Origin of the sequence: Streptomyces incarnatus (genome assembly GCF_001027185.1) — a bacterium.
Taxonomy (GTDB): Bacteria; Actinomycetota; Actinomycetes; order Streptomycetales; family Streptomycetaceae; genus Streptomyces; species Streptomyces puniciscabiei.
Map to the genome: position 1 here is coordinate 763,523 of NZ_CP011497.1, position 24,212 is coordinate 787,734.

Genomic DNA, 24,212 nt, shown 5'->3' on the forward strand with positions numbered 1-24,212 from the left:
TCGCCTCAGTGCAGCGTCCAGGTGTACTTGCCGCCGCCCACCCAGCGGACCGCGTCCGGATCGTCCAGGTCATGGATGGGAATGCCGTAGGCGGCGGCGGTCTCCAGCACATCGGTGACCGTCCTGGCCTCACCGACCACCTGACCGTCGATCTCCATGATCCTGAAGGGTGGTTCGCCCGGCCTCCCCGGACACACCCCGTGCACCAGGACCCGCGGATGGGCGATGTGGGGAACACCTTGCTCGGTCATGAAACTCAGCGTAGAACGCGATGCGGGCGGACGGCTCATCCGCGGGAGCCGTCCAGCAGACCGAGGACCGCCGCCTCGACGGCTCCCTGGGGGGCCGGGCGGCCGAAGGCCGTACGTGTTCGTGCTTGGCCTGCTCCTGCTCGGCCCGGAACCGCTCGTGGTACAGGTACTGGCGGCGCCCGGCGTCGTCCGTGCCGACGGCCTGGAGGTGGCCGTCGGGCCAGGGACAGATCCACACGTCACGCCAGGCGGGTGGATGGTCAGGGCCCGGATCCGGGCGAGCTGTGCGGGTTCGGTGAGGGGCCGGCCGGTGGTGGCGAGGTGGCGGAAGCCCCGGCCGCAGCGGGCCCGCCGGTGGCCCGGGTCGTTGCGGGAACTGGTCCGCAGGCGCGTCGGCTCAGGGGTGCCGCCACTCGTCGCCGGTCAGGTGCGAACCGGCCTGCGGGCCCATGCGGAGCATGCCGCCGTCGACGCTCCAGGAGGCGCCGGTGACGTACGAGGCGTCCGGGCTCGCCAGGAAGGCGATGACGGCGGCGACCTCGCGGGCGTCACCGGGCCGCCCGAGCGGCACGCCGGGCCGCCGCTCGGTGTGCACGTCGGTGTCCTCCTGGCCGGTCATCGGCGTGGCGATCTCGCCCGGCGCGACCGCGTTCACGGTGATGCCGTACTCGGCGAGCTCCAGCGCCATGACCTGCGTGAGCAGGCCGAGCCCGCCCTTCGCCGCGCAGTAGGGGGCGGCGCCGACCCGGGGCTGGTGCTCGTGGACGGAGGTGACGTTCACGATCCGGCCGCCGTCGCCCTGCCGGATCATGTGCCGGGCCGCGCGCTGCCCGCACAGGAACGGGCCGACCAGGTCGACGTCGAGGACCCGGCGCACGTCCGCGAGGGTCAGGTCGAGGAAGGGGGTCATGACGCCCGTACCGGCGTTGTTGACCAGGACGTCGAGGCGGCCCAGGTCGGCGCACAGCTCGTCGACGGTGTCGGCGGCCTCGGGCAGCCGGGTGAGGTCCAGCTGGGCGACGACGGCGCGGCGGCCCATGCCGCGGACCTCCTCCGCCGTACCGGCGGCGCCGCGGTCGTCCGTGTGCCAGGTGATGCCGATGTCCAGTCCGGCTTCGGCCAGGCGTACGGCGGTGGCGCGGCCGATTCCGGAGTCGGCGCCGGTGACGATCGCTGCGCGTGGCATGGGCCGGCCTCCCAGCTGGGGTTGCGCATCGCAGTACCCGGGGGTTTGGTGGGCAAACCGGCTTCTTCCGCCTCGTTGAGCGCCGTTGCGGACTGCGGGTGCGTCTGTGGCCTGTCGCGCAGTTCCCCGCGCCCCTTCGGGGCGCCTCAGGCACTCTGGGTTGCATGGATCCTGTCGCCGCGCTTGACCGGATCGCCTTTCTGCTGGAGCGGTCTCTTGCGCCCACCTACCGCGTCAAAGCCTTCCGTACCGCCTCCCGGGCGCTGGCCGCGCTGCCCGAGGGCGAGGTCGCCGAGCGGGCCGCCGCCGGGACCCTGGAGGCGCTCAAAGGGGTCGGGCCCAGGACCGCGCAGGTCGTGCGGGAGGCGCTGGCCGGTGAGGTGCCCGGTTATCTGCGGAAGCTGGAGGAGGAGGCGGGGGCGTCGGTCGGGGCGGAGGGTGCCGGGGGCGAGCTGCGGGCCATGATCCGGGGGGACTGCCACACGCACTCGGACTGGTCCGACGGGGGCAGCCCGATCGAGGAGATGGGCCGGGCCGCGGCCGGGCTGGGCCATGAGTGGACGGCGCTGACCGACCACTCCCCCCGGCTGACGGTGGCCCGCGGTCTGCCGCCGGAGCGGTTGCGCGAGCAGCTGGCGGTGGTGGCGGGGCTGAACGCGCGCTGGGCGCCGTTCCGGCTGCTCACCGGCATCGAGTGCGACATCCTCGAGGACGGCTCGCTGGACCAGGAGCCGGAGCTGCTCGCGCGGCTGGACGTCGTCGTGGTGTCGGTGCACTCCAAGCTGCGGATGGACGCCCGGTCGATGACCCGCCGGATGGTGGCCGCCGTGCGCAACCCGCACGCCGATGTGCTCGGCCACTGCACCGGGCGGCTGGTGACGGGCCGGGGGCGGCCGGAGTCGGAGTTCGACGCGGACGCGGTGTTCGCCGCCTGCGCCGAGTCCGGTACAGCCGTGGAGATCAACAGCCGGCCCGAGCGGCTGGATCCGCCCCGCAGGCTGCTGCGCCGGGCCGTGGACGCGGGGGTGCTGTTCTCCGTCGACACCGACGCGCACGCGCCCGGCCAGCTCGACTGGCAGATCCTCGGCTGCGCCCGGGCCGAGGAGTGCGGGGTGCCCGCCGAGCGGGTGGTGACCACCTGGTCCGCCGACGAGGTGCTGGCCTGGACCCGGGAGGGCCGGGTCCCGGCACGCGCGGCGGGTTCCTGACCTGCCCGGCGTGGTACCCGGGCCGCAGCGAGGGCCGAGGGCCGGGCATGGACGCCCCGGACGGCCGGACAAGGGCCCTCGGACGGTCAGGAAGGGACCCGCTGATGGAGCGCGCCGCCGTCTTCGATGTCGACGGAACCCTCGTCGACACCAACCACCTGCATGTCGTCACGTGGTGGGAGGCGTTCCGGCAGGCCGGACACGACGTGCCCATGCACGCGGTGCACCGGGCCGTCGGTCTTGCGTCGACGGACCTGATCGCCCGGTTGCTCGGCGACGGCCGCGACACCGATCGGGACGGCGAGCTGAGCGCCGCGCACACGGCCCTGTACGGCCAGTACTTCGACCGGCTGCCGGCTCTGCCGAAGGCCGGGGAGCTGTTGCGCCGGCTGCACCGGGACGGCTGGACGGTCGTCCTCGCCACCTCGGCGAGCGGTGCCGAGCTGGGCGCGCTGCGGCGGGCCATCGACGCCGACGACGCGATCGCGGACACGGCGAGCTCGGAGGACGTGCGACAGGGCAAGCCCGCCCCGGAGCCGGTGGAGCACGCCCTGGAGCTGGCCGGGGTTCCGGCCTCGCGGGCGGTGTTCGTCGGGGACACCGTGTGGGACATGCGGGCGGGCGGCAGGGCCGGGGTGCGCTGTGTGGGGGTGCTGTGCGGCGGGATCCCCCGGGCCGACCTGGAGGCGGCCGGGGCGGAGGCCGTCTACGCGGACCCCGCCGACCTGCTCCAGGGGCTCGACGGGAGCCCGCTGGCGTGAGCATCATGGGAAGTGGGGCAGGTCACATGACCGGCCGGAACACCCGAGGGTGGTTGCCCGTTGAACCAACCGTGGGTACGGATGGGACAGTGTCCCCGGGCCTCACCCTTCGCCCACAGGGACGATCGTTCGGCTGAAGCCCTGTGGAGCCATTCGCCGAGAGGCGACCGCCATCCGTGCCCACCGCCTGACCGCCCCGGTCGTGAATCCCCCGTCACGGCCGGGGCCCTTTTCTCCCGGTACCCCTCACCTCGCGCCCGTCCGGCCGGCATCGATGAACTCCCGCAGGTCAGCCGTGAGCTGCCGCGCATGGGTCACGAACAGGCCATGGCCGCCGCGCTCGTACACCTTCAGCGTGCCGTCCGGTACGACCTTCGCCACCCGCTCGCCGGTGCCGGCGAGCGGCGCGGAGGTGTCGTCGGTGCCGTGCACGACCAGCACCGGCACGTCCACCGAGGGCAGTTCGGCGGTGAGATCGAGGGCGGCGACGACGCCGCGTATGCCCATCGCCGCGCGCGGTCCGGTGCTCATGCAGCGGTCGAGCAGATAGCGGACGTACTCCGGGGAGACCTCGTTGCCCGGCAGGTGCGCGGCGAAGAAGGCGTCGACGCCGGCGGCGAACCAGGCCGCCCGGTCGCGCAGGAAGACCTCGTCGTCGGCGCGCACCACGGCCGGGTCGACGCCGTCGGGGGTGCCCGGTGAGCGGACCACGCCCGGGCTGACACCGGCGACGAGTGCGAGACGGGCCACGCGGGCGGTGCCGTGCCGGGTCAGGCAGCGCACCACCTCCCCGGTGCCGATGGAGTGCCCGATCAGGGTGGCCTCGCGCACGTCGAGGTGGTCGAGCAGGCCGTGCACGTCGTCGGCGAGGGTGTCGAGGTCGTAGCCCGACCACGGGGCGTCGGAGCGGCCGTGGCCCCGCCGGTCCAGTGCCACGCACCGGTACCCGGCCTCCGCGAGCGGCAGCATCTGGTACTCCCACATCTCGTGGCCGATATAGGCGCTGGCGACGAAGACGGCGACGGGACCGGTGGCCGGGCCGTGGTCGACGTAGTACAGGCGGGTTCCGTCGACGGGGCTCTCGTAGTACGGCATCGGGTGCCTCCTCGGGCTGTCCGGACCGGGTCCGTCGCGCGTCCGTCGCGCTGACACCCCCGATGTTCCCGGTGAGCGGCACCCGGGTCGATTACCTCTCACGTCATGCCCGGGTGTGCCCGCGCCGGGGCCCGGGTACCCGGCGGGTCCACCGGAGCGTGGGCCGAGAGGAGCCGAAGGTGAGCAGCGCAGCGGGCAGCAGGGTCGTCGTCACGGGCGCCACCGGCAACGTCGGCACGAGTGTGGTGCGGTCGCTCTCGGAGGACCCGGAGATCAAGTCGGTACGCGGACTGGCCCGGCGTACGCCGGCCTGGTCGCCGCCGAAGACCGAGTGGGCCGCGGTCGATCTCGCCGCCGAACACGACAACCTCGCCGAGCGGTTCGAGGGCGCCGACGCGGTGGTCCATCTGGCCTGGGCGTTCCAGCCGACGCACGATCCGGCGGTCACCTGGCGCACCAATGTGCTCGGCGGCATCCGGGTGTTCGAGGCGGTCGCCGCGGCGCGGGTGCCGGTGCTGGTGCACGCCTCGTCCGTGGGCGCGTACTCGCCCGGGCCGAAGGACCACGCGGTGGACGAGTCCTGGCCGACGCACGGCTGGCCGGACGCCGCCTACTGCCGGGAGAAGGCCTATCTGGAGCGCACGCTCGACGTGTTCGAGCGGGACCACCCCGAGGTGCGGGTGGTGCGGATGCGCCCGGCGTTCCTCTTCAAGTGGCAGTCCGCGAGCGAGCAGCGGCGGATCTTCGGCGGGCGGTTCCTGCCCGGTCCGCTGGCCCGGCCGGAGCTGCTGCCGTTCCTGCCGGACATCCCGGGGCTCCGGGTGCAGGCCCTGCACACGGACGACGCCGCCGAGGCCTACCGGCTCGCCCTGCACACGGACGGCGCGCGGGGCGCCTTCAACCTCGCGGCGGACCCGCCGCTGGATGCCGCCGTGCTCGGCGAGCTGCTGGGCAGCCGCCCGGTACGGCTGCCGCGTACGGCGGCCCGGTCGGCGATCGCCGCGGCCTGGGGGCTGCATCTGCTGCCGGCCTCCCCGCACCTGTTCGACGCCGTGCTGCGGCTGCCGCTGATGGACTGCGGGCGGGCGCACACCGAGCTGGGCTGGCGGCCACGGCGTACGGCGACCGAGGTGCTGCAGGAGTTCCTCGACGGCCTGCAGAAGGGCGCAGGAATGGACACCGAGCCGATGCGCGGACGCAAGGTCGGCTGACACGCCGTGCCCGTCCGGGCCGAGGGGAGAACGCCATGGCCGCACAACGAGAGCCGGAGCCGGGCCGCGACACGGGCCGTGACGCGGATCCGGTGCCGAGGGACATGCCCGACCAGCAGGCGGGCGCCGGCGAGGACCCGTGGGAGGTCGCACCGGACAAGCCGCGCAAGCGGGAGCCGACCCCGGCGGACGACGCTCCGGACGCGGAAGAGCCGTCCGGCTGAGCGGGCGGGCCGCGCCGTGCCATGGGGGAGTTCGGTCGCGTGCGGCGCCGTCGTGGCGTGCGAGCGCCGTGCCGCGGCAGGCCGTGGATCGTGTGCGGCGCCGTCGTGGCTGGTCGCGCTCACGCGGCGGTAGCCGCATGTCGACACAGCCCCGCGCCCCTGGGGAGCCGCGGTGCCGTCAGCCGTCGAGGCGCCGTGGCAGTGGCACCGTCCGACCGAGGGGGCTTCACACCTGCTACGCCGCCGTCGGCCCGGGCAACGGCCGTTCAGCGCGGTGCCCGCTGCCGCAGCGCCTCTCGCCACGTCGGCAGGCGGTCCTCGGTGGCCGGTTCCGGGCGGTGGCCGCCGCTCGTGAAGAAGTCGGCCAGGGGCAGGATCGCCGCGCCTACGGTGACCGCGTCGGGGCCGAGCCGGCCGAGGTCGATGGTGACCTTGTCGGCCGGATGGCGCAGCGCGTAGGTCGCCGCGTGCCGTCGTACGGCCGGCAGGAAGCGGGCGCCCAGCTGGAGTCCGGCCCAGCCGCCGATGAGGATCCGCTCGGGCTGGAAGAGGTTGATCAGGTCGGCCAGGCCGGCGCCCAGGTACTCGGCGGTCTCCTCCAGCACGGCCAGCGCGACCGGGTCGGGCTCGGCACCCTCGGCCGGATACGCGGCGGCCAGCATCGCGGTGAGCGCGGTCTCCTCGTCCGTGTCCTCGGGCGGCCGTCCGCCCTCCTCGCGCCAGCGGTCCAGCAGGGACTCGGCGCCCGCGTAGGCCTCCAGGCAGCCGGGTGCGCCACAGCGGCAGCGGCGCCCGCGCACCCGTACGGTCAGGTGGCCCCACTCGACCGCCCGCCCGTGCTCCACCTCGGGTGTGACCACACAGGCGCCGACGCCGGAGCCGAAGAGCACGACCACGGCGTTGCCGGCGCCGCGTCCCGCGCCGAACCACATCTCGGCCTGGCCCAGCGTCTTGGCACCGTTGTCGATGAAGTACGGGATGCTGTCCGGGAGTTGGGAGGCGGAGCGGAGCAGCCGCTCCAGCGGGACGGCGTCCCAGCCGATGGTCTGCCCATGGACGACGGCGCCCTGCCCGGCGGTGTGCTCGACGATGCCGGGGACGCCGATCCCGACGCCGAGCAGCCGCTCGGGTACGGCCTGTTCGGCGCGCAGGACCTCGGCGATGCCGTCGCGGATGTGGCCGGCGATCACCTCGGCGTCGTAACCCTGCGGGGCCAGCCGGCGTTCGGTGCGGGCGAGTTCGGTCAGGGCCAGGTCGAACAGCTCGACGCGGACACGGGTTTCGCCGACGTCGACGCCGATCATCTGTCCGCTGTCGGGGGCGACGCGCAGCAGGGTACGGGGCCTGCCGCCGTCGGAGTCGACGCTGCCGGCCTCCTCGACCAGGCCGTCCGCGATCAGGTCGGCGACCACGTTGCTGACCGAGCCGGAGCTCAGGCCGGTGGCCGGGCCCAGCTCGAAACGGCTGAGGGGGCCGTCGAAGTACAGCTTCTGCAGCACCGCCGTACGGTTGCCCCGCCTGAGGTCGCGCACCGTGCGCCCGTTACGCCCCGCCATGCCGCTCCCTTCACGAACCCTGCCCGACCTGCAACATACCCCTTCGGACGGGCGGAAGGCGAGATTCCCCCAACCCTTAGTTCACGATCTGAGCTAAGCGGTGGCGCTCCAGGGGCGCGGCGCGTCACCCCGCCGCGTACACGTCCTCCACATAGCGCCCCTCAGCCACCAGCGCGTCGAGCCACCGCTCGGCCGCCGCAGCGTCGCTGCCCGGTGTCCGTTCCCGGTACAGCCCGCGGAACGCCTCCCGCACGCCGGGTGCCATCCTCGCACCGTCGCCGCAGACGTACACGCGGGCGCCGGCGTCCAGCAGTTCCCACACCTCGTCGGCCTCGGCGGCGATGCGGTGCTGGACGAACACCGCGCCGTTCTCGGGAGCCGCGCTGAAGGCCGGGCGCAGTGAGACCGCGCCGGCCTCCTCGGCGGCCCCCAGCTCCCCGGCGTGCAGGAAATCGGCCTCGGGGGCGTCGCAGCCGAAGTACAGCAGCGCGGGCGGGAGTCCGGCACCCGCGGCGCGGGCCGCGACCCGGTCGGCGACGGCGCCGCGGAACGGGGCGAGCCCGGTGCCGGCGGCGACCATCACGACCGGTGCCGAGCCGTCGATCCGGAAGGCCTCGCGGCAGGGCTGGACACGGGCGTACACCGTGTCGCCGGGCCGGAGCGAGGCGAGGTGGCCGGAGCCGGTCCCGCGGTAGCGGCCCCTCCCGGAGCGGGCCGGGGCGTCCAGGACGGAGACCATGAGGTCCACATGGTCCGGGTCGACGGCCGGCGAGGAGCTCACCGAGTAGGGGCGGGGCCTGAGCGGGGTCAGCAGGTCGAGCAGGCGCGGCCAGTCGAGGGCGCCGCGCAGGGCGGGGTGGTCCTCGGCGAGTTCGAGCAGGGTGCGCGGATCGTCACCGGTCAGGGCGGCGAGGGCGGCACGCTCGGGCGGGCAGGGGTTGGCGGCGGCCAGCAGGGCCACCTGCCGGACCGTGGGACGCTCCTGCAACTCGACGTGGTGGGTGAGGAGTTGCCGTACGGCCAGTGGCCGGTCCACGGCGAGCCCGTCGCGGCGCGGCCGGGTCGACCGGATGTCCAGCACGGCGTCGGGGTCGAGGCCGAACGCGGCGACGGCGCGGTCCACCAGGTCCGGGGCGTTGGCCGGTAGCACGGTCAGATGGTCGGCGGTGCGGTAGGTGACGCCCTCGGGCAGCGCGATGCGCAGGAACCGCTTGGTGCGCGGGTACCCGGGTGCGGTGAGGTCGTAGGCCTCGGTCACGGTCATCGGGACCAGCTCGTGCCGGGCCGCGAGGGCGTCCAGCGGGCCGCCGGTCAGCGTGCGGACCTCGTACGCGCTCGCGGGTTCCTCCGTCGGGGCGCCGGCGCCGGGATCGCCGTACTCCGTCAGCAGCGCGGTGCGCAGCCGGGCCGTGAACTCCCGTACGGTGCCGCTCAGGTCGCCGGAGGCGTCGGCGGCGGCCCGGGCGGTCAGGCGGGTGGCGCCGAGTTCGGCGAGGCGGGCGTCGACGCGGGTGGGGACCTGCTGGTAGGTGGCGGCCCAGTTGCGGTCGCCGACGCCGAGGACGGCGTAGGTCACGCCGGTCAGGTCGGGGGTGCCGCCGAGCCATGCGGTGAAGGCCGTGGCGTCGTCGGTGGGGTGGCCGTTGTAGGAGGCGGCGGTGATGACGACGGTCCGGTCGGTGGGCAGTTTCCCCGCGTACGCGTCCAGGGCGGCGACCTCGGTGGTACAGCCGACGGCGGCGGCCTCGTCGGCGAGCTGGGCGGCGAAGGCCCGGCAGGTGCCGTAGTTGCTGCCGTGCAGGAAGAGGACGCCGGTGCCGGGGCGGACCCGGGCGGGCAGGGTGTCCGGAGCCTGGCCTTCGCCGGTCCGCGCGGGGATTCCGCCCGGCAGCGGGGCGTGCACGCGGTCGGCCGGGGTGCGCGGGGTGAGCGTGAGGGTGAAGCCCTCGGGCTTGAGGGTGAGGGTCTCCTTCACGGTGAGCCGGTAGCCGGCGTGGTCGTGCAGCCGGTAGCGGTGGACCAGCATGGCGAGCAGCATGGTCGCCTCGTGCAGCGCGAACTGCCGCCCGATGCAGGCGCGTTCGCCGGTACCGAAGGGCTTGAAGGCGTGCACCGGGCGGGCCGCCTCCGCCTCGGCGGTGAACCGCTCGGGGTCGAACAGCTCCGGGTTGTCGCCCCAGACGGGCTGCCGGTGCAGCATCGGGGTGAGCACGGTGACGGCCTGCCCGGCCGCGAGCGGGATCCGGCCGCCGAGCAGGGTGTCCGCACGGGCGTGCCGGCTGAACGCGGCGGCAGTCGGCCACAGCCGAAGCGCCTCATTGAGGACCTGCCGGGTGTAGGTGAGCCGGCCGATGTCCTCGTACGACGGCTCGGGACCGGCCGTGTCACCCCACAGCTCGTCGGCCTCGCGCTGCACCAGCCGCAGCACGGCGGGGTGCTTGGCGAGGTAGTACAGGGCGAACGACATCGCGCCGGAGGTCGTCTCATGGCCGGCGATGAGGAAGGTGATGACCTGGTTGCGGATGTTGGCGGTGTCCAGGGTGGTGCCGTCGGCCGGGTGCGGCGCGCTGAGCATCAGCCCGAGCAGGTCCTCCGCGCCGCTCTGGTCGGTGCCGGTGCGGGCGGCGATGACGTCGTCCACGACCTTCGCCAGGTAGCCGGCGTCCGCCCGGAAGGCCGCGTCGGCCGCCGAGTGGTCCTGGCTGGGGACGCGGGCCAGGCTGGTCATGCTCCACTCCAGGCAGCGGACCATCGACTCCACGAAGGGGTGCGGCTCATCGCGTTCGAAGGAGCCGAAGTCGTAGCCGAACCCGGCCAGGCCGATGGTGTCGAGGGTCATCCGGGTCATGTCGTCCGGCACGTTCACGGCGCGCCCGTCCCGGGCCGCGCGGTCCCAGGAGTCGATGAGCCGGCGGGCCACCTCGAGCATCACCGGGTGGTAGGTGCGCATCGAGCCGAGCGCGAAGGCGGGCATCAGGATGTCGTGCGCCTTGGCCCAGTTGGGCTCGTCGTCGTACGCCGTGAACAGGCCGTCGGCGGCGAAGGCGCGCACGTTCTCCAGCGCGGGCCCGATGTGCTTGGCGAACCGCTCCTCGTCGGCGAGGTCCGCGACCAGCTCGGCGTCGGCGACGAACAGCGCGTCCCGGCCGTGCAGCCGGCGCACGAGCACGGGGCCGTGGGTGCGCATCAGGTCCATGACCTGCTGCAGGGGGGTGCGGCCGGGACCGGTGGCGGTGATGTCGACGACGGGGACGCCGGGCAGGGTGGCGGCCGGGTCGGGGTGCGGTGCGGTGGGGGGCATGGCGCGACAACTGCCTTTCGCGGAAACGGAGTACTCGCGGTAACGGGGTACCGCGTTCCAGGGTGAGCGACCTGTGCGGCGGGTCCGGGCCACGGCACTACACGATCGTGCAGTCAAAACTCGGCCGCGGGCCTTGCGCCCGCCGCGGGACGGGGACTCGCGGACGCGTCCCGCGGTCCGGCGGTTTGCCGCTGACCTGGATCTTCGTCTTGGATGAGAGCGCAGGGCCGGTACTTCGGGAGGTGGGCGTGGACGCGGAGCGGGCCGAGGGGGTCAGGTGGCGCAACCGGGCCCTGATGCTCTTCGACCGGGTGTCGGTGCCGGCCGCCGTGTGCGATGTGTACGGCCTGGTGGTACTGGCCAATCCCGCGATGGCGGCGGAGTGCGGTACGACGCCGGGGCGGCTGCGCGGCCGGGGCGTGCTGGAGCTGTTCCGGCCGCAGGAGGCCACCCAGGTGGAGCGGATCGCGCAGGCGCTCCGGCTGCGGCACCGCTCGCGCTACCAGGTGTCGGTGCGCTGGCGGGCCCCGGGCGGTGCCGAGCGGTTCGGGGAGCTGACGGCGGACCCGGTCAGCGACAGCGTGGACGAGACACCGGCCCTGCTGGTGATGCTGCGGGTGCGGGGCGAGTGCGCCCCGCCCGAGCCGGAGCCGGCGCGGGTCACCCCGGTGGAGGGCCGGGTGCTGGCCCTGCTCGCGGGCGGCGCCACGACGGCCGGCGCGGCCCGCGAGCTGGGCCTGAGCAAGGACGGCGTCACCTATCACCTGCGACGCCTGTCGGCCCGCTGGAACGCGGCCAACCGAACCGAACTGGTCGCCCGCGCCTACGCGTTGGGCGTGCTGACGCCGGGGGTGTGGCCACCGCAGGCGAGGCCGGCGGAGGAGGGGTAGGGCCGAACGGGCGTACCGGAGATGTCCGGGCCGGGAGGGGCCGTACCGCGGCCGGTACCGCGGGAGGCGGCCACCGCCTCGTAGGCCGTGCCCGCGCCCTCCGGGGCGCCGAAGCGGGCGAGGGTGTGCCAGACCATCTTCAGGTCCTGCAGCGCGTACCGGCCGGTGCGGGCCGCGTCGCCGATCACGCGCGGGGTCAGCAGGCCGCGCTCGGCGATCCGCGCGCCGAGGTCGGCGTACTCCGGCCCCCGGTAGCCGGAGTGACGGCGCAGTTCGGTGACGGTGAGCCGGTAGCCGGGGTGCCACTCCGACGGGAAGGGAAGGCGCCGGGCCGCCGCCTCCACCGGTGTGCCGCGGTAGTCCGCGTCGAGCACGAGCGCCTCCACGTCCCGGGCGAGCAGCACACCGGCGTGCACATGGCTCTCGATGTAGTCGTTGAGGGGGTCCCGCTCGTCCGCCTCCGCGAGCGCGATCAGCGGCATCGCCGAGGCCACGCCGAAGTCGGTGGGCTCGGCCGCGCTGTCCGGGTAGCAGAAGGTGGCCCGGTGCAGGACCGACGCGGTGAGCCTGAGGTGCGAGGAGCCGAAGCGCGGGGCCGCGCCCACGACCTGGTGGCGGAAGTTCAGGGCGCCGTACAGCGGGCGCTCGGCCGGGGCGGCGTCGTCGTACACGCCGCCGAAGATCCGGCTCTCCCAGCGGTAGCGGTCGCCGCCCGGGTGCGCGGTGAGGCCGCCGTTGCTGGTCCCGGTGACGTACTGCGAGTGGTACGCGCCGTCCCGGGCCAGCGCCGCGAGGATGGGCAGTCCGCCGGAGACCCGGTCGGGATGGAAGTTGAGCGTGATGCGCGGACCGGGGTCGAGCGGGGGGCCGTTCACCCCGGCGGCGACATGGTCGAGCGCCCTTCGGGCACGCGGCGGCAACCCCTGCCGGAAATCCATTGGCCGACCCTCCCCTTGGCTACCTAGGCTAGCCATGAACCTAGACCCATTAGGTTCCTGGGCCGCCAGGTTCACGACCAACCCGATGACGACGAATCCGATAAGGACTCCCCCCATGAGATCGCTCACCGAGCAGGACATCCGCAACTCCTTTGTCAACTGCTCCAAGGGGGAGGCCAAGCGGCTGGCGGTGCCGCGGGACCTCGGTGAACGCCCGTGGGACGACCTGGACTTCCTCGGCTGGCGGGATCCGGGGGCACCCGACCGCAGCTATCTGGTCACCGAACGGGAGGGCCGGCTCGTCGGTGTCGCCCTGCGTTTCCAGGCCTCGCGGCGCGGGTTTCTGCACCGCAGCATGTGCTCGGTGTGTCTGACCACACATCCCGGCGGAGGGGTGACGCTGATGGCGGCACGCAAGGCGGGGGCGGCGGGCCGCGAGGGCAACACGGTGGGCCTGTACATGTGCACCGACCTGGCGTGTTCACTCTATGTGCGCGGCAGGAAGGTGCCGGAGTCCGGCACCCGGTTCGAGGAGAGCCTGACGGTGGAGGAGCAGATCGCCCGCACGACGGGCAATCTGTCCGCGTTCATCGACAAGCTGTACGCCTGAGTACGGCGACCAGGTGTGAGCGCGGCGGCCCGGTTCAGCCCACGCTCAGCACGATCTTGCCCCGGTTGTCCCGGCTCTCCAGCCGCTCGTGCGCGGCGCGCGCCCGCTCGAGCGGCAGCACGGTCTCGACCGGCACCCGGTAGTCGCCGGCGGCCACGCGCCCGGCGAGTTCCCGCAGGTCGGGTCGCGGGTCGTAGCCGTGGATCTGCCGGTTGGTGAGCTGGAAACCGAGGATCGCGATGTTCTTCGGGTAGAAGTCGCGGGTGTCGAGCGTGCTCGGCTCCAGCGCCACGTTGGCGAGCGAGACGACCCTGCCGCCGTGCGCCGTCTCGCGCAGGCTCCGTCCAAGGGCCGGGCCGCCCACGGTGTCGAGAACGATGTCGGCGCCGCGCCCGCCGGTCAGCCGCAGCACCTCCTCCACCTCGCCCTCGCCTTCCCCGTCGCCGGCGTACCGCGAGGTGTCGACGACCTCGGAGGCACCGAACTCCCCGGCCCAGGCGGCCTTCCCGGCCGACCCGGCGAGGGCGATGACCCGGGCGCCGGCCCGGGCGGCGATCTGGACGGCCGCGGTGCCGACTCCGCTCGCCGCCGCCTTGACCACGACCGTCTCCCCCTCGGCGACCCGGGCCAGGCGGCGCAGGCAGTACCAGGCGGAGAGCCAGGCGACGGGCAGGGTCGCGGCCTCGGTCAGGCCGACCCCGTCGGGGAGCGCGACCACCTGCCGGGCGTTCACCGCGGCCAACTCGGCGTAGTAGCCGGGCGATTCCCCGCCGTCCAGGGCCATCACCCGCTGCCCTGCCCGCAGTCCGCTCACCCCCTCCCCCACCGCCGCGACGGTGCCGGCCGCCTCCGCGCCCGGGATCAGCGGGGGCCGGCCCGCCCGGTGGTAGGCGCCGGCGCGCAGCAGCGCGTCCGCCCGGTTCACCCCCGCCGCCGCGACCCGCACCAGCACCTGCCCGGGACCGGGCACCGGGTCCGGCACCTCTACCGGGATCAGCACCTCGGGCCCGCCGAACTTCTCGATCCGCACCGCACGCATGACACACCCATCCTGCTCGGAAGACGCCCGGCCCAGGAGCTCCGCACACCCTGAACACCGGTTGAAGTGGTGTCACCATGCGACACCTGTTCAACCAGTGTCAAGACACCCCATGAAACGGTGTCGCACGGCGGGCGGCACGGTAGGCTGTCCGCATGAGCACGCCGACGGACCCCGCACTCGCCTTCCCGTTCCTCGGCGGCCGTCCCTGCCTGGACTTCGTCGCCACGCTCGGCAAGCGGCACGCCACGCCCGTCGAGCGGATCCCCGACCCCGCCGCCCTGGCCCGCTGGATCACGGAGGCGGGCCTGGCGGCCGAGGACGGCCCGGTCCCGGTCGCCGTACGGGATCTGGCCGAGGCGCGCGCCCTGCGGGAGGCGGTGTACCGGGTGCTGCGGGCGGCGATGGCCGGGCGGGAGCCGGACGAGGCCGACGTGGCGCTGGTCAACGAGGTCGCCGCCCGGCCCGACCTCGCGCCCCAACTGGGCGCGCCGCGCTGGACGGCCCGGCACCCGGCCCGTGCCGCGCTGGCGACCGTTGCCCGGGACGCCGTCCTGCTGGTCGGCGGTCCGCTGCTGGAGCGGGTCAAGGAGTGCGGCAACCCGGACTGCTCGCTGCTGTTCCTCGACGACTCGCAGGCCCGGCGGCGCCGTTGGTGCTCCATGGAGCGCTGCGGCAATCTCGCGAAGGTCGCCGGCTACCGGTCGCGCAACCGCGCGGCCGACACCCGGTGAAGGTGGTTCAGCACGTCGTGGCCGCGGGCGGGTGAGCCCACGCCGGGCCCGGACCAGCCGGTGTCGCCGCCCGGGTAGTGGGCCGGGTCTCGGGCAGTCGCCCGGTGAGCAGGGCCATGAGGGTGATCCCATGTCGTATCGCACCTGTCACGTCCCCGGACTGCCGGCCCGCCGCCGGCGCCGGTGCGAGTGGCCGGTTCTGACCGGTGGCGACGGCGATGGCTCAGGCGTGCACGGCGGCAGGGGCAGCCGGTCCCGGCGGCGTCGGCGGGCCGCGCGTAGGCGTCGGCCACGGCGCCGAGGACCTGCTCCGGCCCGCTCGCCGGATCCCCGTGCAGGGCGTCGGCCGGGTGAACCGAGGTGCTCCCCATGAGGACAGGTGTGGTCCGTGATCGCGGCACGTTCGATCGGCCCGAGGAATGGGAACAGGCCAAGGGATGCACGACGTACGGAAGTGGACCACGGGACTGCGGAGCCTGGTGGCGCGCCGCCGGGAGCCGGTGGTCGTCCAGACGCTGCGGTCGGCCACGGCCGCGACGATCGCCTACGTCATCGCCCTCCGGCTGAGCCCCGAGCCGGCCCCGCTGACCGCGCCGCTGACGGCGCTGCTGGTCGTCCAGGTGACCTTCTACGCCACCCTCACCAACGGCATCCGCCGGGTGAACTCGGTGGTGGCCGGCGTCCTGGTCGCGATCGCCTTCAGCGGGCTCGTGGGGCTGACCTGGTGGAGCCTCGCGCTGCTGATCGTGGCCTCGCTGACCGTCGGGCACCTGGTGCGGGTCGACGAGTACGTGGCCGAGGTGGCGATCAGCGCGATGCTGGTCCTCGGGGTCACCACCGTCGGGTTCACCGCCTGGGCGCGCATCGTGGAGACGCTGATCGGCGCGGTCGTCGGCACGGCCTGCAATCTGCTGCTCCCGCCCCCGGTGTGGGTGGACGAGGCGGGCCGCTCGATCGAGGACCAGGCACGGCGGGTGCGGCAGTTGATGCTGCGGATGGGCGAGGAGGCCGCCGGCCGGATCTCCTGGGAGCGGGCGGCCGAGCGGTTGCACGAGGCCCGGCAGCTGGACCAGCACATCAGTCAGGTGGACGCGTCGCTCAGGCAGGCCGAGGACAGCCTGCGGCTCAATCCGCGGGTCAAGGAGGGGCTGCTCCACCGGGTGGTGCTGCGCACCGGTCTGGACACGCTGGAGATCTGCACGGTGGTGCTGCGGGTGCTGGCGCGTACCTTCACCGACCTGGCCAAGGCGCGGGGGGCCGAGGAGCTGTTCCCGCCCCGCGTCGGGGCGACCGTGGAACAGCTGCTGTCGGAGATCGCCGACGCGGTGGTCAGCTTCGCGGTGCTGGTCACCACGCATCTGAGCGAGAACGCCGAGTCGGCGGAGGCCCGGCTGTCCGCCGAGCTGCACACGGCGGCCGGCACCCGGGACCGGCTGGCCGAGCTGCTCCGCGAGGAGATCGGCCAGGACGAGGAGTGGGCGAACTGGCAGCTGTTCGGGGCCGTGCTGACCGAGACGACCCGGATCATCGACGAGCTCAACACCGAGCACCGCACCCGCCGCCTGTTCGAGGAGCTGGACCGGGTCTCGCGCCGGCAGCGGGCGAAGCTGCCCCGGATGACCCGGCTGCGCGAACGGCTCGGGGTGCAGGAGGAGCTGTGGCGGAACCGTGCGGGGTTCGGCGAGCGTTCTTGGTGAGGAGGGGCCGGGCAGGGCTCGGCGCGAAGGGTGCCGGGCGGCCGGCACGGAGTGCGAGGGGGCGACCGGATGGCCGGTTCCGGGGTGCGGATCGACGGGAACACGCTGCGGTTGCCGGGCGGGGTGGCGGTGCGGTTCATCCGCACGCTGCGGCTGCCGGAGACGGGCACGCATCCGCTGCCGCCCGGGCTGGGCGAGTTCCCGGTCCGGCGGGTCGCGGACCACCCGGACACGGTCCCGGCCGCGTGGCGGGCGCGCGGTGGCGTGATGCTGCCGGTGTATCTGCGCGAGGCGATGTGGCTGAGCTTCTCCGGCACCCGGGAGCCGGCGGCGCTGCAGGTCGGGGCCGGCAAGGTGTGCGCGGTGTCCGGCCGGCCCTGGAGCGGCCGTCTCGCCCGGGAGCCGCAGAACTACCTGGTATTGCCCCGGCAACCGTGGCTGGACGGCATCAACTCCGGCAAGGGGACGGTCCGCCAGTTCGTGGCCGTGCCGCTCGGCCTCGGCGCGACGGTGGAGGGACAGGTCACCGGCGAGGAGGTGTGGGGCGGCGTGCAGCTGCAGTCGTTCCCGCTGCGGGAGCCGCTCCTGTCCGAGTGGCGCCGCCGTGAGCGCGAGCGGGAGGAGGCGCGGCGCAGGGCCCTGGCCGCCGGTCCGACGGGCGGGTACGGCGCGCCGATGCCGATGACGGCGTCCGCGCCCGGGGCGATGCCGCCTCCCCCGGCCCCGGGTGGGGCTCCCCGGGGCGCCGCCATGGGGCTCGGCGTCGGCGGCTCGATGCGCCAGGAGGTCTACCGGGACGACCGCCCGCTCACCGACTGGTCCGAGGAACCGGCCGGCCGGGTGTTCGTGCACCTGGTCACGCCGCCGGAGTGGCGCCGCATCACCGGCGAGGCGCCGCCGCCGTCGCCGGTGGACCGGGCGGCGTACACGCGCGCGGGCCTGCCCTGGTACGACTACTACGACGCCGATGCCCAGGATCTGGCCCCCACGGACACCCTGGAGGCGGTCAAGCCGGTCGGCGAGTGGCTCGGGGACGACCTGGACCCGTGGCAGGCGCCGTCCGCCGGTCAGGTGACCCCGCTGAAGGACGCGCCGGGCAAGCCGGTCGAGGACGGGGAGTGGTAGCCGGACCGCTCCCGGTGTGACCCCACCGGGAACAGTCGGGGCCGACGGTTGCACGTGACGCAACGCCCGTTGCCGCACTTGCGCTTGCTGACGGGTGCAGGCCAAGGTGGCTGTCACGACCGGGGCGACCGACGACCTGAGGTGCGGCATGGACACGGAGGAAGGGCCGGGGAGCGGGCGCTGGACCAGGCGCCGGTTCGTCGGCGCCGTGGCGGGCACGGCGGCCGTGGTCGCGGTGCCGTCCCCGGCGGCCCCGCCGGCCGGCACCCCGGCCGCGGCGGTCGAGCCCGGGGCCGCCGCACCGCCTCGCGGGCCGTCCGCGCCGCGTCCGCTGTACGTGGGCACCTACACCTCGGTCGACGGCGGCGGCACCGGCATCGCACTGGCCACCTACGACCCGGCGACCGGCCGTATCACCGGCTCCGGCACGCTCACCGGCGTGCCCGACCCGTCGTACCTCGCCGTGCACCCGGACGGCCGCACGCTGTACGCGGTGGACGAACGCCAGGACGGCGGCGTGACGGCCGTACGCCTCGCCGACCGGCGGGTCCTCGACACCCGCGGCACGGGCGGGGCGGGCCCGTGTCATCTCTCGGTGCATCCCTCCGGACGCTGGCTGCTGAGCGCCGACTACGGTTCGGGCAGTGTCGCCGTGCATCCCATCGACGCCTCGGGCGCCCTGGGCGAGCGCACCGACCTGGTCACGCACACCACCCCACCGCCGGGCCCGGGTCAACAGGGGCCGCACGCACACCAGTTCATCACCAGCCCCGACGGCGGCCACGTCCTCGCGGTCGACCTCGGCACCGACACCGTCTACAGCTACCGCCTCGACCGGGCGAGGGGCACGCTGACGGAGGTGGCGCAGGCGCACACCCGGCCCGGTGCCGGGCCGCGCCATCTGACCTTCCATCCGGGCGGCCGGTACGCCTATCTGGCCAACGAGGTGGACGACACGGTCACCGTCTGCGGCTACGAGCCCGACTCCGGCCGGCTGACGATCGGCGAGCCGCAGTCCACCGGCTCGGACGGCGGCACCAACTACCCGGCGCAGTTCGTGGTGACGGCGAACGGCGGGTACGCGTTCCTGGCCAACCGGGGGCACAACAGCCTCGCGCGGTACGCGGTCGAGGCCGACGGCGCCCGGCTGCGGCTGCTGGGCACGGTGCCGGTGGGCGGGGACTTCCCGCGGCAGATCGCCCTGTCGCCGGACGGCGGGCTGCTGTTCGCGGCGAACCAGCGCTCGGGCACGGTCACCGTCTTCCACGTCGACGCGGACAGCGGTGAACTCCGGTCGGCGGGCGAGCCGTTCGTCTCACCGGTCGCCGTCTGCGCGCTGCCCCTGTAGGGCGCGGGGGCAGGCGGCGGCGGTGGCCTGGGCCAGCAGGGCGTGCATGCGCTCGGTGAGCTGGGCGACGTCGTCGGCGGGCGTGTGGAAGGGCAGCCGTACGTCGCCGTGGGCGCGGGTGCGCTCGATGCGCAGGGTCAGTCCGTGCCGGTCGACGGCGAGCGGCAGCACGCGGGTCGCGGCGTGCAGGCTCTCCGGGCGCACCAGACGGGTCAGCCGCTCGACGGCGTCCGGGTGGGCGTCGGCGAGATGGGTCAGGAGCCGGGCCTCGGCCCCGGCGAGCGGGTCGGGCCGGGCGGCGGCGTACTCGCCGAGGTCGACCACCACGGCCCCGGAGGACCGCCGCAGCACCACGCGCGTGGGCCGGAACAGCAGGGTGCCGCGGTCGGGTGCGAACCAGCCGGCGAGATGGAGCCGGGCCCGGATCCGGCCCCGCATCGGTACGGGGGCCACGTCGGCGAACTCCAGCACGGCGGAGGGCTCCTGGCGTGGGGCGCAGATGGCCGCGGTGAGCAGGGCGCTGTCGTCGGGCACCGTCAGCCGTACGGCGCCGTCGTCGGTGACGGTGTGGGCGCCGACGTACTCCTCCCGGGCGCCGTCCGCGGTCACCGCGCACGACCAGGCGGCGGCCAGCACCGACCGCGCCCGCTCCGCCGCGCCGGGTGCGGCCGTCCAGTCCTGCGTGTCACCCATCCGAGACCTCCTTAGGTAAGGCTTGCCTAATCTATCGAAGATCGGGGCGCACGCCAACCGCACCCCACCGGCGGAGAGGATCGGACGGGGGGCGGGCAGGGGTCAGGCGATGACGCCCAACAGCGCCCGCGCGCACAGGTCGCGCACCTGCTCGCGGGTCAACTCGCCGTCGCGCAGCCACTCCAGGCACACAGCGGTGGTGAAGGCGAGCCAGCCGCGCACGGCCAGACGGACCTGCGGGGCGCTCTCGAAGACGGGCCCGAACTCGGGGTCGGCGGCGAGCGCGGCCAGTATCTGCTGCTCCTGGGCGGCCAGGGCCCGCTGGTAGACCCGGCGTACGGCCTGGTCACCGGCCGCGTCGGCGCGGTGGAAGGCACGGAAGCCGTGGGCGTGGGCCTGGACGTACCCCAGGTAGGTGTCGAGGCCGGCGGTGAGCTGCTCGCGCACCGGCACCCCCGGCACGGCCGCCGTCATGCGCAGCATCCGCTCGCTCTCGCGCTCCACGACCGCCGCGAAGAAGTCCCGCTTGGTCGGGAAGTAGTGGTACAGCAGCCCGCGGGAGACCCCGGCGATCTCGGCGACCTGCTCGATCCACACGTCGTCGTAGGGGCTCTCCGAGAACAGCTTCGCGCCGACCGCCAGCAACTGCTCACGGCGTTCCTCGGTGCTGAGCCTGCGCCTGGCGCGCTCCCCCTGGTTCGCGGGCATGGCGTCACTTTACTTGACGCGGGTTCAACAAGCGGCCCAGACTGAAAGCGGTTATTGAACCCACGTACAACACGCGCGTCGCAGCTGGATCAAGGGAGATCGGCGTCATGGCGGAGTCGACGGGGACGACGGAGACGAGGGGCACGGGGCTGCCGACGGGGTTCCGGAGCGCCGAACTGGGCTGGCCCGAGCTGCACCGCATCCCGCACCCGCCGCGCCGGGTGCCGCTGCTCGGCGATGTGCTCGGCGTCGACCGGCGCAAGCCGGTGCAGGACTCCATGCGGTTCGCACGCGATCTGGGGCCGGTCTTCCGGCGGCGGGCGTTCGGCAAGGAGTTCGTGTTCGTGTGGGGCGCGCGGCTCGCCGCCGACCTGGCCGACGAGTCCCGGTTCGCCAAGCACGTCGGTCTCGGCGTGGCCAATCTGCGGCCCGTCGCCGGGGACGGCCTGTTCACCGCCTACAACCACGAGCCCAACTGGCAGCTGGCGCACGACGTCCTGGCGCCCGGCTTCAGCCGGGAGGCCATGGAGGGCTACCACCAGATGATGCTGGCGGTCGCGGAGCGCCTGACGGCTCACTGGGACCGTGAGGCGGCGGCCGGGCGCACGGTGGACGTGCCCGGGGACATGACCAAGCTGACCCTGGAGACCATCGCGCGGACCGGGTTCGGGCACGACTTCGGCTCCTTCGAGCGGGGCCGCCCGCACCCCTTCGTCACCGCGATGGTCGGCACGCTCACCTACGCCCAGCGCCTCAACAGCGTGCCCGCGCCGCTGGCCCCGCTGCTGCTGCGCGCCGCCGCCCGGCGCAACGCGGCCGACATGGCCCACCTGAACCGGACGGTCGACGAGCTGGTCGCACAGCGGCGCCGGTCGGGCCGCGGGGACGGCGACCTGCTGGACCGGATGCTGGAGACGGGGCACCCCGAAACCGGCGAGAAGCTGTCGGCGGAGAACGTCCGCAAGCAGGTCATCACCTTCCTGGTCGCGGGCCACGAGACCACCTCGGGCGCGCTCTCCTTCGCCCTGTACTACCTCGCCCGGCACCCCGGGATCGCCGCCCGGGCCCGCGCCGAGGTGGACAGCGTGTGGGGCGACACCGAGCGGCCCGGCTACGACCAGGTGGCCAAGCTGCGATACGTCCGCCGGGTGCTGGACGAGTCCCTACGCCTGTGGCCGACGGCCCCGGCCTTCGCTCGCGAGGCCCGCCAGGACACCGTGCTCGCCGGCGACCACCCGATGCTCCGGGGCGCGTGGGCGCTGGTACTGACCCCGATGCTGCACCGCGACCCCGAGGTCTGGGGCGAGGACGCCGAGCGCTTCGACCCGGACCGCTTCGAGCCGGCGGCCGTACGGTCCCGTCCCCCGCACACCTTCAAACCCTTCGGCACCGGCGCGCGGGCCTGCATCGGCCGCCAGTTCGCCCTGCACGAGGCGACCCTGGTCCTCGGTCTCCTGCTGCGCCGCTACGAGCTGCTGGCCGACCCGGCCTACCGGCTGGCCGTGACCGAACGGCTGACGGTGATGCCGGAGGGGCTGCGGCTGGGACTGGCACGGCGGGCGGCACGGGCGGAAGCCCCGGCACCGGCCGGGACCGGTCCGGCGGCACACGGACCGGGCGCGCCGGAGACCTGCCCGGCCCACGCGACGAGCGCGCCGGAGACCTGCCCGGTCAGCTCACCGGAGTGAGGAAGCGGCCGCGGGCGGTGCGGGAGGCACCGGCCCGGAACCGGCGACGGCGACGGCGACCCAGCGCACGCCGTTCCAGGGTTCGAGTCCCCCTTCGGTGAGTTCCGGGAAGATCCAGCGGTTCCCGGCGTCGGCGGCCGCGTCCAGGGTGGCCCGGCCCCCGGCGACGTGGTCGGGGGTGTTCCAGGCGACACCGCCCCAGGTGTCCCGGTGGTTCAGGGTGATGACCAGCTCCGGGCGGTGCCGGCGGATCGCGGCGGCGATGTCCCGGCGCAGCGCGAGCCCGTACTTGACCACCCCGTCCCGGTGGCCGAGGAACTCCACGGTGCCGACGCCGACGACGGCCGCGCTCGCCCGCTGCTGGCGCTCGCGCAGCGGGCCGCAGACCAGGGCTCCGCGCGGTGCCGGGTCGCCTTGTCGTCTGCCGTCGTCTGTCGTCTGGCGGCTGCGGCGCCGTTGTGGCTGGTCGCGCCCGCGCGGGCCCGCGCGGCGGTAGCCGCATGTCGACAACAGCCCCGCGCCCCTTGGGGCGCTGCCCTTGCTCGGCGCTTTCAGACCTCGCCCCGTGCCATCGCCAGCAACCGGTCCAGTACCCGCGGCGCGCCCGTGCGCAGGCCGTCGTGTTCGAACTCGTCGGTGACCCAGGTGCGCAGGCCGCGGATCGTGCGGGCGGTGCGCAGGGAGTGTGCGGTGTCGACGTACATGTCGTCGTGGTAGACGGCGGCCACGACCGGGACCTCGTTGGCGGCGAGGCGGGCGGGGTCGTAGAGGGGCTGCCAGTCGGTGCGGGCGGCGAGCAGGTCGGCGGTCTCGCGCAGCGGGCGCAGGGCCGGGTCCGCCTCGAACATCCAGGGGTGGATCGTCTCGCCGGTGAACAGCACCGGGGTGTCGCCGACCAGCGCCTTGGCCGCGTCGAACTGGGGGAACTCGGCGCGGATCCGTTCGGCGGCCCAGGCAGTGGGGCGGGCGTCCTGGCCGTAGATCGACTCGTGGACGAGGGCGTAGAGGGGGTGGGCCGCGTGAGACAGCAGGGACTGGGCCTGTTCCTGGAAGGCGTCCGAGAGGTCGAGGCCCCCGGGTGTGCGGACGAAGGCGTCCGCCAGGAGGTGGTGCAGCCGGTGGCTGCCGTCGCTCGTGCCGAGCATCAGGCCGAGGGACTGGAAGGCCTCGGCCGTGAACCGGTAGCCGTTCGGCAGGGTCACGTCGTGGGTGAGGAGGTGGTCGGCGATACGGCGGGCCCGCTCGACGTCCTGCGGGTAGCGGGCGTAGTGCGCGGTGACCTTGCGTTCGATGCGCGGGTAGGCCGCGCGGTAGACGTCGTCGGCGTGGGCGTCGAGGGAGGGCAGGCCGCCGGTGATGACGGCGGTGTCCAGCCCCTCGGGCGCGAGGGAGAGGTACGACACCGCGCAGAAGCCGCCGAAGCTCTGGCCGAGCACGGTCCAGGGGGCGCCGCCGGTGACCTCGGGGCGGATGGCCTCGCAGTCCCGGACGATGGAGTCGGCCCGGAAACGGGTGAGGTAGTCGGCCTGCTCGGCGGGGCCGCCGCGGAGCGGGAGCGTCTGCCGGGAGGCCGGGGTGGAGCTGCCGGTGCCGCGCTGGTCGAGCAGCAGGACGCGGTAGTCCTTCAGCGCCCGGTCGAGCCAGGCCTGACGCCCGACGAAACGATTCGCCCCGAAGCCGGGACCGCCCTGGAGGTACAGCAGCCACGGCAGCTCCTGCCCGGCCTTGTCGCTCGCGACCACCTCACGGGCGTACAGCTCGATCGTCTCGCCGTCCGGGGCGGCGTGGTCGAGGGGCACGGTGAAGCGGCGGTCGGTGAGGATGACGCCGGGCTGGCGGTAGCTGAGGCTCAACGGGTCTCCCGGGACGGACGGTACGGACGGGTCCCAGTTCAGCACATGACCGGGCCCGCGCCGAGCCCGTGGATCATGGATTGTCACTGAACCTCC

At 74.3% G+C, this 24,212-nt stretch carries 21 protein-coding genes and 2 pseudogenes; 11 read left to right on the forward strand and 12 right to left on the reverse strand.

Going from position 1 to position 24,212, the window contains the following annotated elements:
• Positions 1-5: 5 nt before the first annotated feature.
• The 3 genes and pseudogenes from ABB07_RS03330 to ABB07_RS03335 form a co-directional block, all read right to left on the reverse strand.
• On the reverse strand, positions 6-251 hold the full coding sequence (locus ABB07_RS03330; protein WP_055710228.1) for a hypothetical protein: 246 nt from the start codon (positions 249-251) through the stop codon (positions 6-8).
• Positions 252-339: 88 nt separating this feature from the next.
• Positions 340-638: pseudogene (locus ABB07_RS40505) on the reverse strand (DNA topoisomerase IB); the annotation flags it as partial.
• A gap of 10 nt (positions 639-648) precedes the next feature.
• Entirely contained in the window at positions 649-1,437 is a 789-nt protein-coding gene (locus ABB07_RS03335) for an SDR family oxidoreductase (RefSeq protein WP_208897146.1), read from the reverse strand.
• Between the two features lie 164 nt (positions 1,438-1,601).
• Here ABB07_RS03335 and ABB07_RS03340 point away from each other — a divergent pair, with 164 nt between their 5' ends.
• Together ABB07_RS03340 and ABB07_RS03345 are read left to right on the forward strand one after the other, a co-directional pair.
• The gene (locus tag ABB07_RS03340; RefSeq protein ID WP_208897147.1) at positions 1,602-2,645 is read left to right on the forward strand and encodes a PHP domain-containing protein; all 1,044 of its coding nucleotides are present in this window, start codon (positions 1,602-1,604) and stop codon (positions 2,643-2,645) included.
• 104 nt (positions 2,646-2,749) lie between these two features.
• On the forward strand, positions 2,750-3,406 hold the full coding sequence (locus tag ABB07_RS03345; protein ID WP_208897148.1) for an HAD family hydrolase: 657 nt from the start codon (positions 2,750-2,752) through the stop codon (positions 3,404-3,406).
• 246 nt (positions 3,407-3,652) lie between these two features.
• On the opposite strand, the gene ABB07_RS03350 is transcribed toward ABB07_RS03345, so the two are convergent.
• Entirely contained in the window at positions 3,653-4,501 is an 849-nt protein-coding gene (locus ABB07_RS03350; RefSeq protein ID WP_208897149.1) for an alpha/beta fold hydrolase, read from the reverse strand.
• Positions 4,502-4,680: 179 nt separating this feature from the next.
• On the opposite strand from ABB07_RS03350, the gene ABB07_RS03355 reads away from it, so the two are divergent.
• Positions 4,681-5,712, forward strand: coding sequence for an SDR family oxidoreductase (locus tag ABB07_RS03355; protein ID WP_208897150.1), 1,032 nt, complete (start codon positions 4,681-4,683; stop codon positions 5,710-5,712).
• A 35-nt stretch (positions 5,713-5,747) separates the two neighbouring features.
• A complete protein-coding gene (locus tag ABB07_RS03360) occupies positions 5,748-5,936 on the forward strand; it encodes a hypothetical protein (protein WP_208897151.1) in 189 nt (62 codons plus the stop codon).
• A 266-nt stretch (positions 5,937-6,202) separates the two neighbouring features.
• Here the strand turns inward: ABB07_RS03360 and ABB07_RS03365 are convergent, their stop codons facing one another.
• Positions 6,203-7,492: an ROK family transcriptional regulator gene (locus tag ABB07_RS03365; RefSeq protein ID WP_208897152.1), complete on the reverse strand. Its 1,290-nt coding sequence runs from the start codon at positions 7,490-7,492 to the stop codon at positions 6,203-6,205.
• Between the two features lie 124 nt (positions 7,493-7,616).
• Positions 7,617-10,793 (reverse strand): bifunctional cytochrome P450/NADPH--P450 reductase, encoded by a 3,177-nt coding sequence (locus ABB07_RS03370; RefSeq protein ID WP_208897153.1) that lies wholly within the window; start codon positions 10,791-10,793, stop codon positions 7,617-7,619.
• Between the two features lie 248 nt (positions 10,794-11,041).
• Between ABB07_RS03370 and ABB07_RS03375 the strand changes: the two genes are divergently transcribed.
• Positions 11,042-11,683 carry a PAS domain S-box protein gene (locus ABB07_RS03375; RefSeq protein WP_208897154.1) on the forward strand — a complete coding sequence of 214 codons (642 nt, stop codon included), beginning with the start codon at positions 11,042-11,044 and terminating at the stop codon, positions 11,681-11,683.
• On the opposite strand, the gene ABB07_RS03380 is transcribed toward ABB07_RS03375, so the two are convergent.
• Entirely contained in the window at positions 11,617-12,621 is a 1,005-nt protein-coding gene (locus ABB07_RS03380; protein WP_208897155.1) for a DUF3626 domain-containing protein, read from the reverse strand. The genes ABB07_RS03375 and ABB07_RS03380 overlap by 67 nt on opposite strands.
• Before the next feature lie 115 nt (positions 12,622-12,736).
• Between ABB07_RS03380 and ABB07_RS03385 the strand changes: the two genes are divergently transcribed.
• Positions 12,737-13,231 carry an FBP domain-containing protein gene (locus ABB07_RS03385; protein WP_208897156.1) on the forward strand — a complete coding sequence of 165 codons (495 nt, stop codon included), beginning with the start codon at positions 12,737-12,739 and terminating at the stop codon, positions 13,229-13,231.
• Positions 13,232-13,265: 34 nt separating this feature from the next.
• Here ABB07_RS03385 and ABB07_RS03390 read toward each other — a convergent pair whose 3' ends face one another.
• Positions 13,266-14,270: a quinone oxidoreductase family protein gene (locus tag ABB07_RS03390; protein ID WP_208897157.1), complete on the reverse strand. Its 1,005-nt coding sequence runs from the start codon at positions 14,268-14,270 to the stop codon at positions 13,266-13,268.
• 155 nt (positions 14,271-14,425) lie between these two features.
• Between ABB07_RS03390 and ABB07_RS03395 the strand changes: the two genes are divergently transcribed.
• From ABB07_RS03395 to ABB07_RS03410, 4 genes are all read left to right on the forward strand, one after another.
• Positions 14,426-15,004: a CGNR zinc finger domain-containing protein gene (locus ABB07_RS03395; protein WP_208897158.1), complete on the forward strand. Its 579-nt coding sequence runs from the start codon at positions 14,426-14,428 to the stop codon at positions 15,002-15,004.
• A 437-nt stretch (positions 15,005-15,441) separates the two neighbouring features.
• The gene (locus ABB07_RS03400) at positions 15,442-16,701 is read left to right on the forward strand and encodes an FUSC family protein (protein WP_199832885.1); all 1,260 of its coding nucleotides are present in this window, start codon (positions 15,442-15,444) and stop codon (positions 16,699-16,701) included.
• Positions 16,702-16,770: 69 nt separating this feature from the next.
• Positions 16,771-17,826: a hypothetical protein gene (locus ABB07_RS03405; protein WP_208897159.1), complete on the forward strand. Its 1,056-nt coding sequence runs from the start codon at positions 16,771-16,773 to the stop codon at positions 17,824-17,826.
• Between the two features lie 148 nt (positions 17,827-17,974).
• Positions 17,975-19,174, forward strand: coding sequence for a lactonase family protein (locus ABB07_RS03410; RefSeq protein WP_208897160.1), 1,200 nt, complete (start codon positions 17,975-17,977; stop codon positions 19,172-19,174).
• On the opposite strand, the gene ABB07_RS03415 is transcribed toward ABB07_RS03410, so the two are convergent.
• Positions 19,142-19,867, reverse strand: a complete 726-nt coding sequence (locus tag ABB07_RS03415) for a DUF2470 domain-containing protein (protein WP_208897161.1) — start codon at positions 19,865-19,867, stop codon at positions 19,142-19,144. The two genes, ABB07_RS03410 and ABB07_RS03415, sit on opposite strands and share 33 nt — an antisense overlap.
• 102 nt (positions 19,868-19,969) lie before the next feature.
• The gene (locus tag ABB07_RS03420; protein ID WP_208897162.1) at positions 19,970-20,575 is read right to left on the reverse strand and encodes a TetR/AcrR family transcriptional regulator; all 606 of its coding nucleotides are present in this window, start codon (positions 20,573-20,575) and stop codon (positions 19,970-19,972) included.
• 107 nt (positions 20,576-20,682) lie between these two features.
• Here ABB07_RS03420 and ABB07_RS03425 point away from each other — a divergent pair, with 107 nt between their 5' ends.
• Positions 20,683-22,263, forward strand: coding sequence for a cytochrome P450 (locus ABB07_RS03425; RefSeq protein ID WP_208897163.1), 1,581 nt, complete (start codon positions 20,683-20,685; stop codon positions 22,261-22,263).
• Positions 22,264-22,299: 36 nt separating this feature from the next.
• Here ABB07_RS03425 and ABB07_RS03430 read toward each other — a convergent pair.
• Positions 22,300-22,647: pseudogene (locus ABB07_RS03430) on the reverse strand (PIG-L deacetylase family protein); the annotation flags it as partial.
• Positions 22,648-22,814: 167 nt separating this feature from the next.
• On the reverse strand, positions 22,815-24,116 hold the full coding sequence (locus ABB07_RS03435) for an alpha/beta fold hydrolase (RefSeq protein WP_208897164.1): 1,302 nt from the start codon (positions 24,114-24,116) through the stop codon (positions 22,815-22,817).
• Positions 24,117-24,212: the final 96 nt, after the last annotated feature.

Excerpts from the sequence above, each read along its gene's own strand:
- ABB07_RS03385 (WP_208897156.1), top strand. The coding sequence starts at position 12,737 with ATGAGATCGCTCACCGAGCAGGACATCCGCAACTCCTTTGTCAACTGC.
- ABB07_RS03410 (WP_208897160.1), top strand. The coding sequence starts at position 17,975 with ATGGACACGGAGGAAGGGCCGGGGAGCGGGCGCTGGACCAGGCGCCGG.
- ABB07_RS03335 (WP_208897146.1), bottom strand. The coding sequence starts at position 1,437 with ATGCCACGCGCAGCGATCGTCACCGGCGCCGACTCCGGAATCGGCCGC.
- ABB07_RS03365 (WP_208897152.1), bottom strand. The coding sequence starts at position 7,492 with ATGGCGGGGCGTAACGGGCGCACGGTGCGCGACCTCAGGCGGGGCAAC.
- ABB07_RS03345 (WP_208897148.1), top strand. The coding sequence starts at position 2,750 with ATGGAGCGCGCCGCCGTCTTCGATGTCGACGGAACCCTCGTCGACACC.
- ABB07_RS03360 (WP_208897151.1), top strand. The coding sequence starts at position 5,748 with ATGGCCGCACAACGAGAGCCGGAGCCGGGCCGCGACACGGGCCGTGAC.
- ABB07_RS03350 (WP_208897149.1), bottom strand. The coding sequence starts at position 4,501 with ATGCCGTACTACGAGAGCCCCGTCGACGGAACCCGCCTGTACTACGTC.
- ABB07_RS03405 (WP_208897159.1), top strand. The coding sequence starts at position 16,771 with ATGGCCGGTTCCGGGGTGCGGATCGACGGGAACACGCTGCGGTTGCCG.
- ABB07_RS03425 (WP_208897163.1), top strand. The coding sequence starts at position 20,683 with ATGGCGGAGTCGACGGGGACGACGGAGACGAGGGGCACGGGGCTGCCG.
- ABB07_RS03415 (WP_208897161.1), bottom strand. The coding sequence starts at position 19,867 with ATGGGTGACACGCAGGACTGGACGGCCGCACCCGGCGCGGCGGAGCGG.
- ABB07_RS03390 (WP_208897157.1), bottom strand. The coding sequence starts at position 14,270 with ATGCGTGCGGTGCGGATCGAGAAGTTCGGCGGGCCCGAGGTGCTGATC.
- ABB07_RS03330 (WP_055710228.1), bottom strand. The coding sequence starts at position 251 with ATGACCGAGCAAGGTGTTCCCCACATCGCCCATCCGCGGGTCCTGGTG.
- ABB07_RS03340 (WP_208897147.1), top strand. The coding sequence starts at position 1,602 with ATGGATCCTGTCGCCGCGCTTGACCGGATCGCCTTTCTGCTGGAGCGG.
- ABB07_RS03370 (WP_208897153.1), bottom strand. The coding sequence starts at position 10,793 with ATGCCCCCCACCGCACCGCACCCCGACCCGGCCGCCACCCTGCCCGGC.
- ABB07_RS03395 (WP_208897158.1), top strand. The coding sequence starts at position 14,426 with ATGAGCACGCCGACGGACCCCGCACTCGCCTTCCCGTTCCTCGGCGGC.
- ABB07_RS03380 (WP_208897155.1), bottom strand. The coding sequence starts at position 12,621 with ATGGATTTCCGGCAGGGGTTGCCGCCGCGTGCCCGAAGGGCGCTCGAC.
- ABB07_RS03420 (WP_208897162.1), bottom strand. The coding sequence starts at position 20,575 with ATGCCCGCGAACCAGGGGGAGCGCGCCAGGCGCAGGCTCAGCACCGAG.
- ABB07_RS03400 (WP_199832885.1), top strand. The coding sequence starts at position 15,442 with ATGCACGACGTACGGAAGTGGACCACGGGACTGCGGAGCCTGGTGGCG.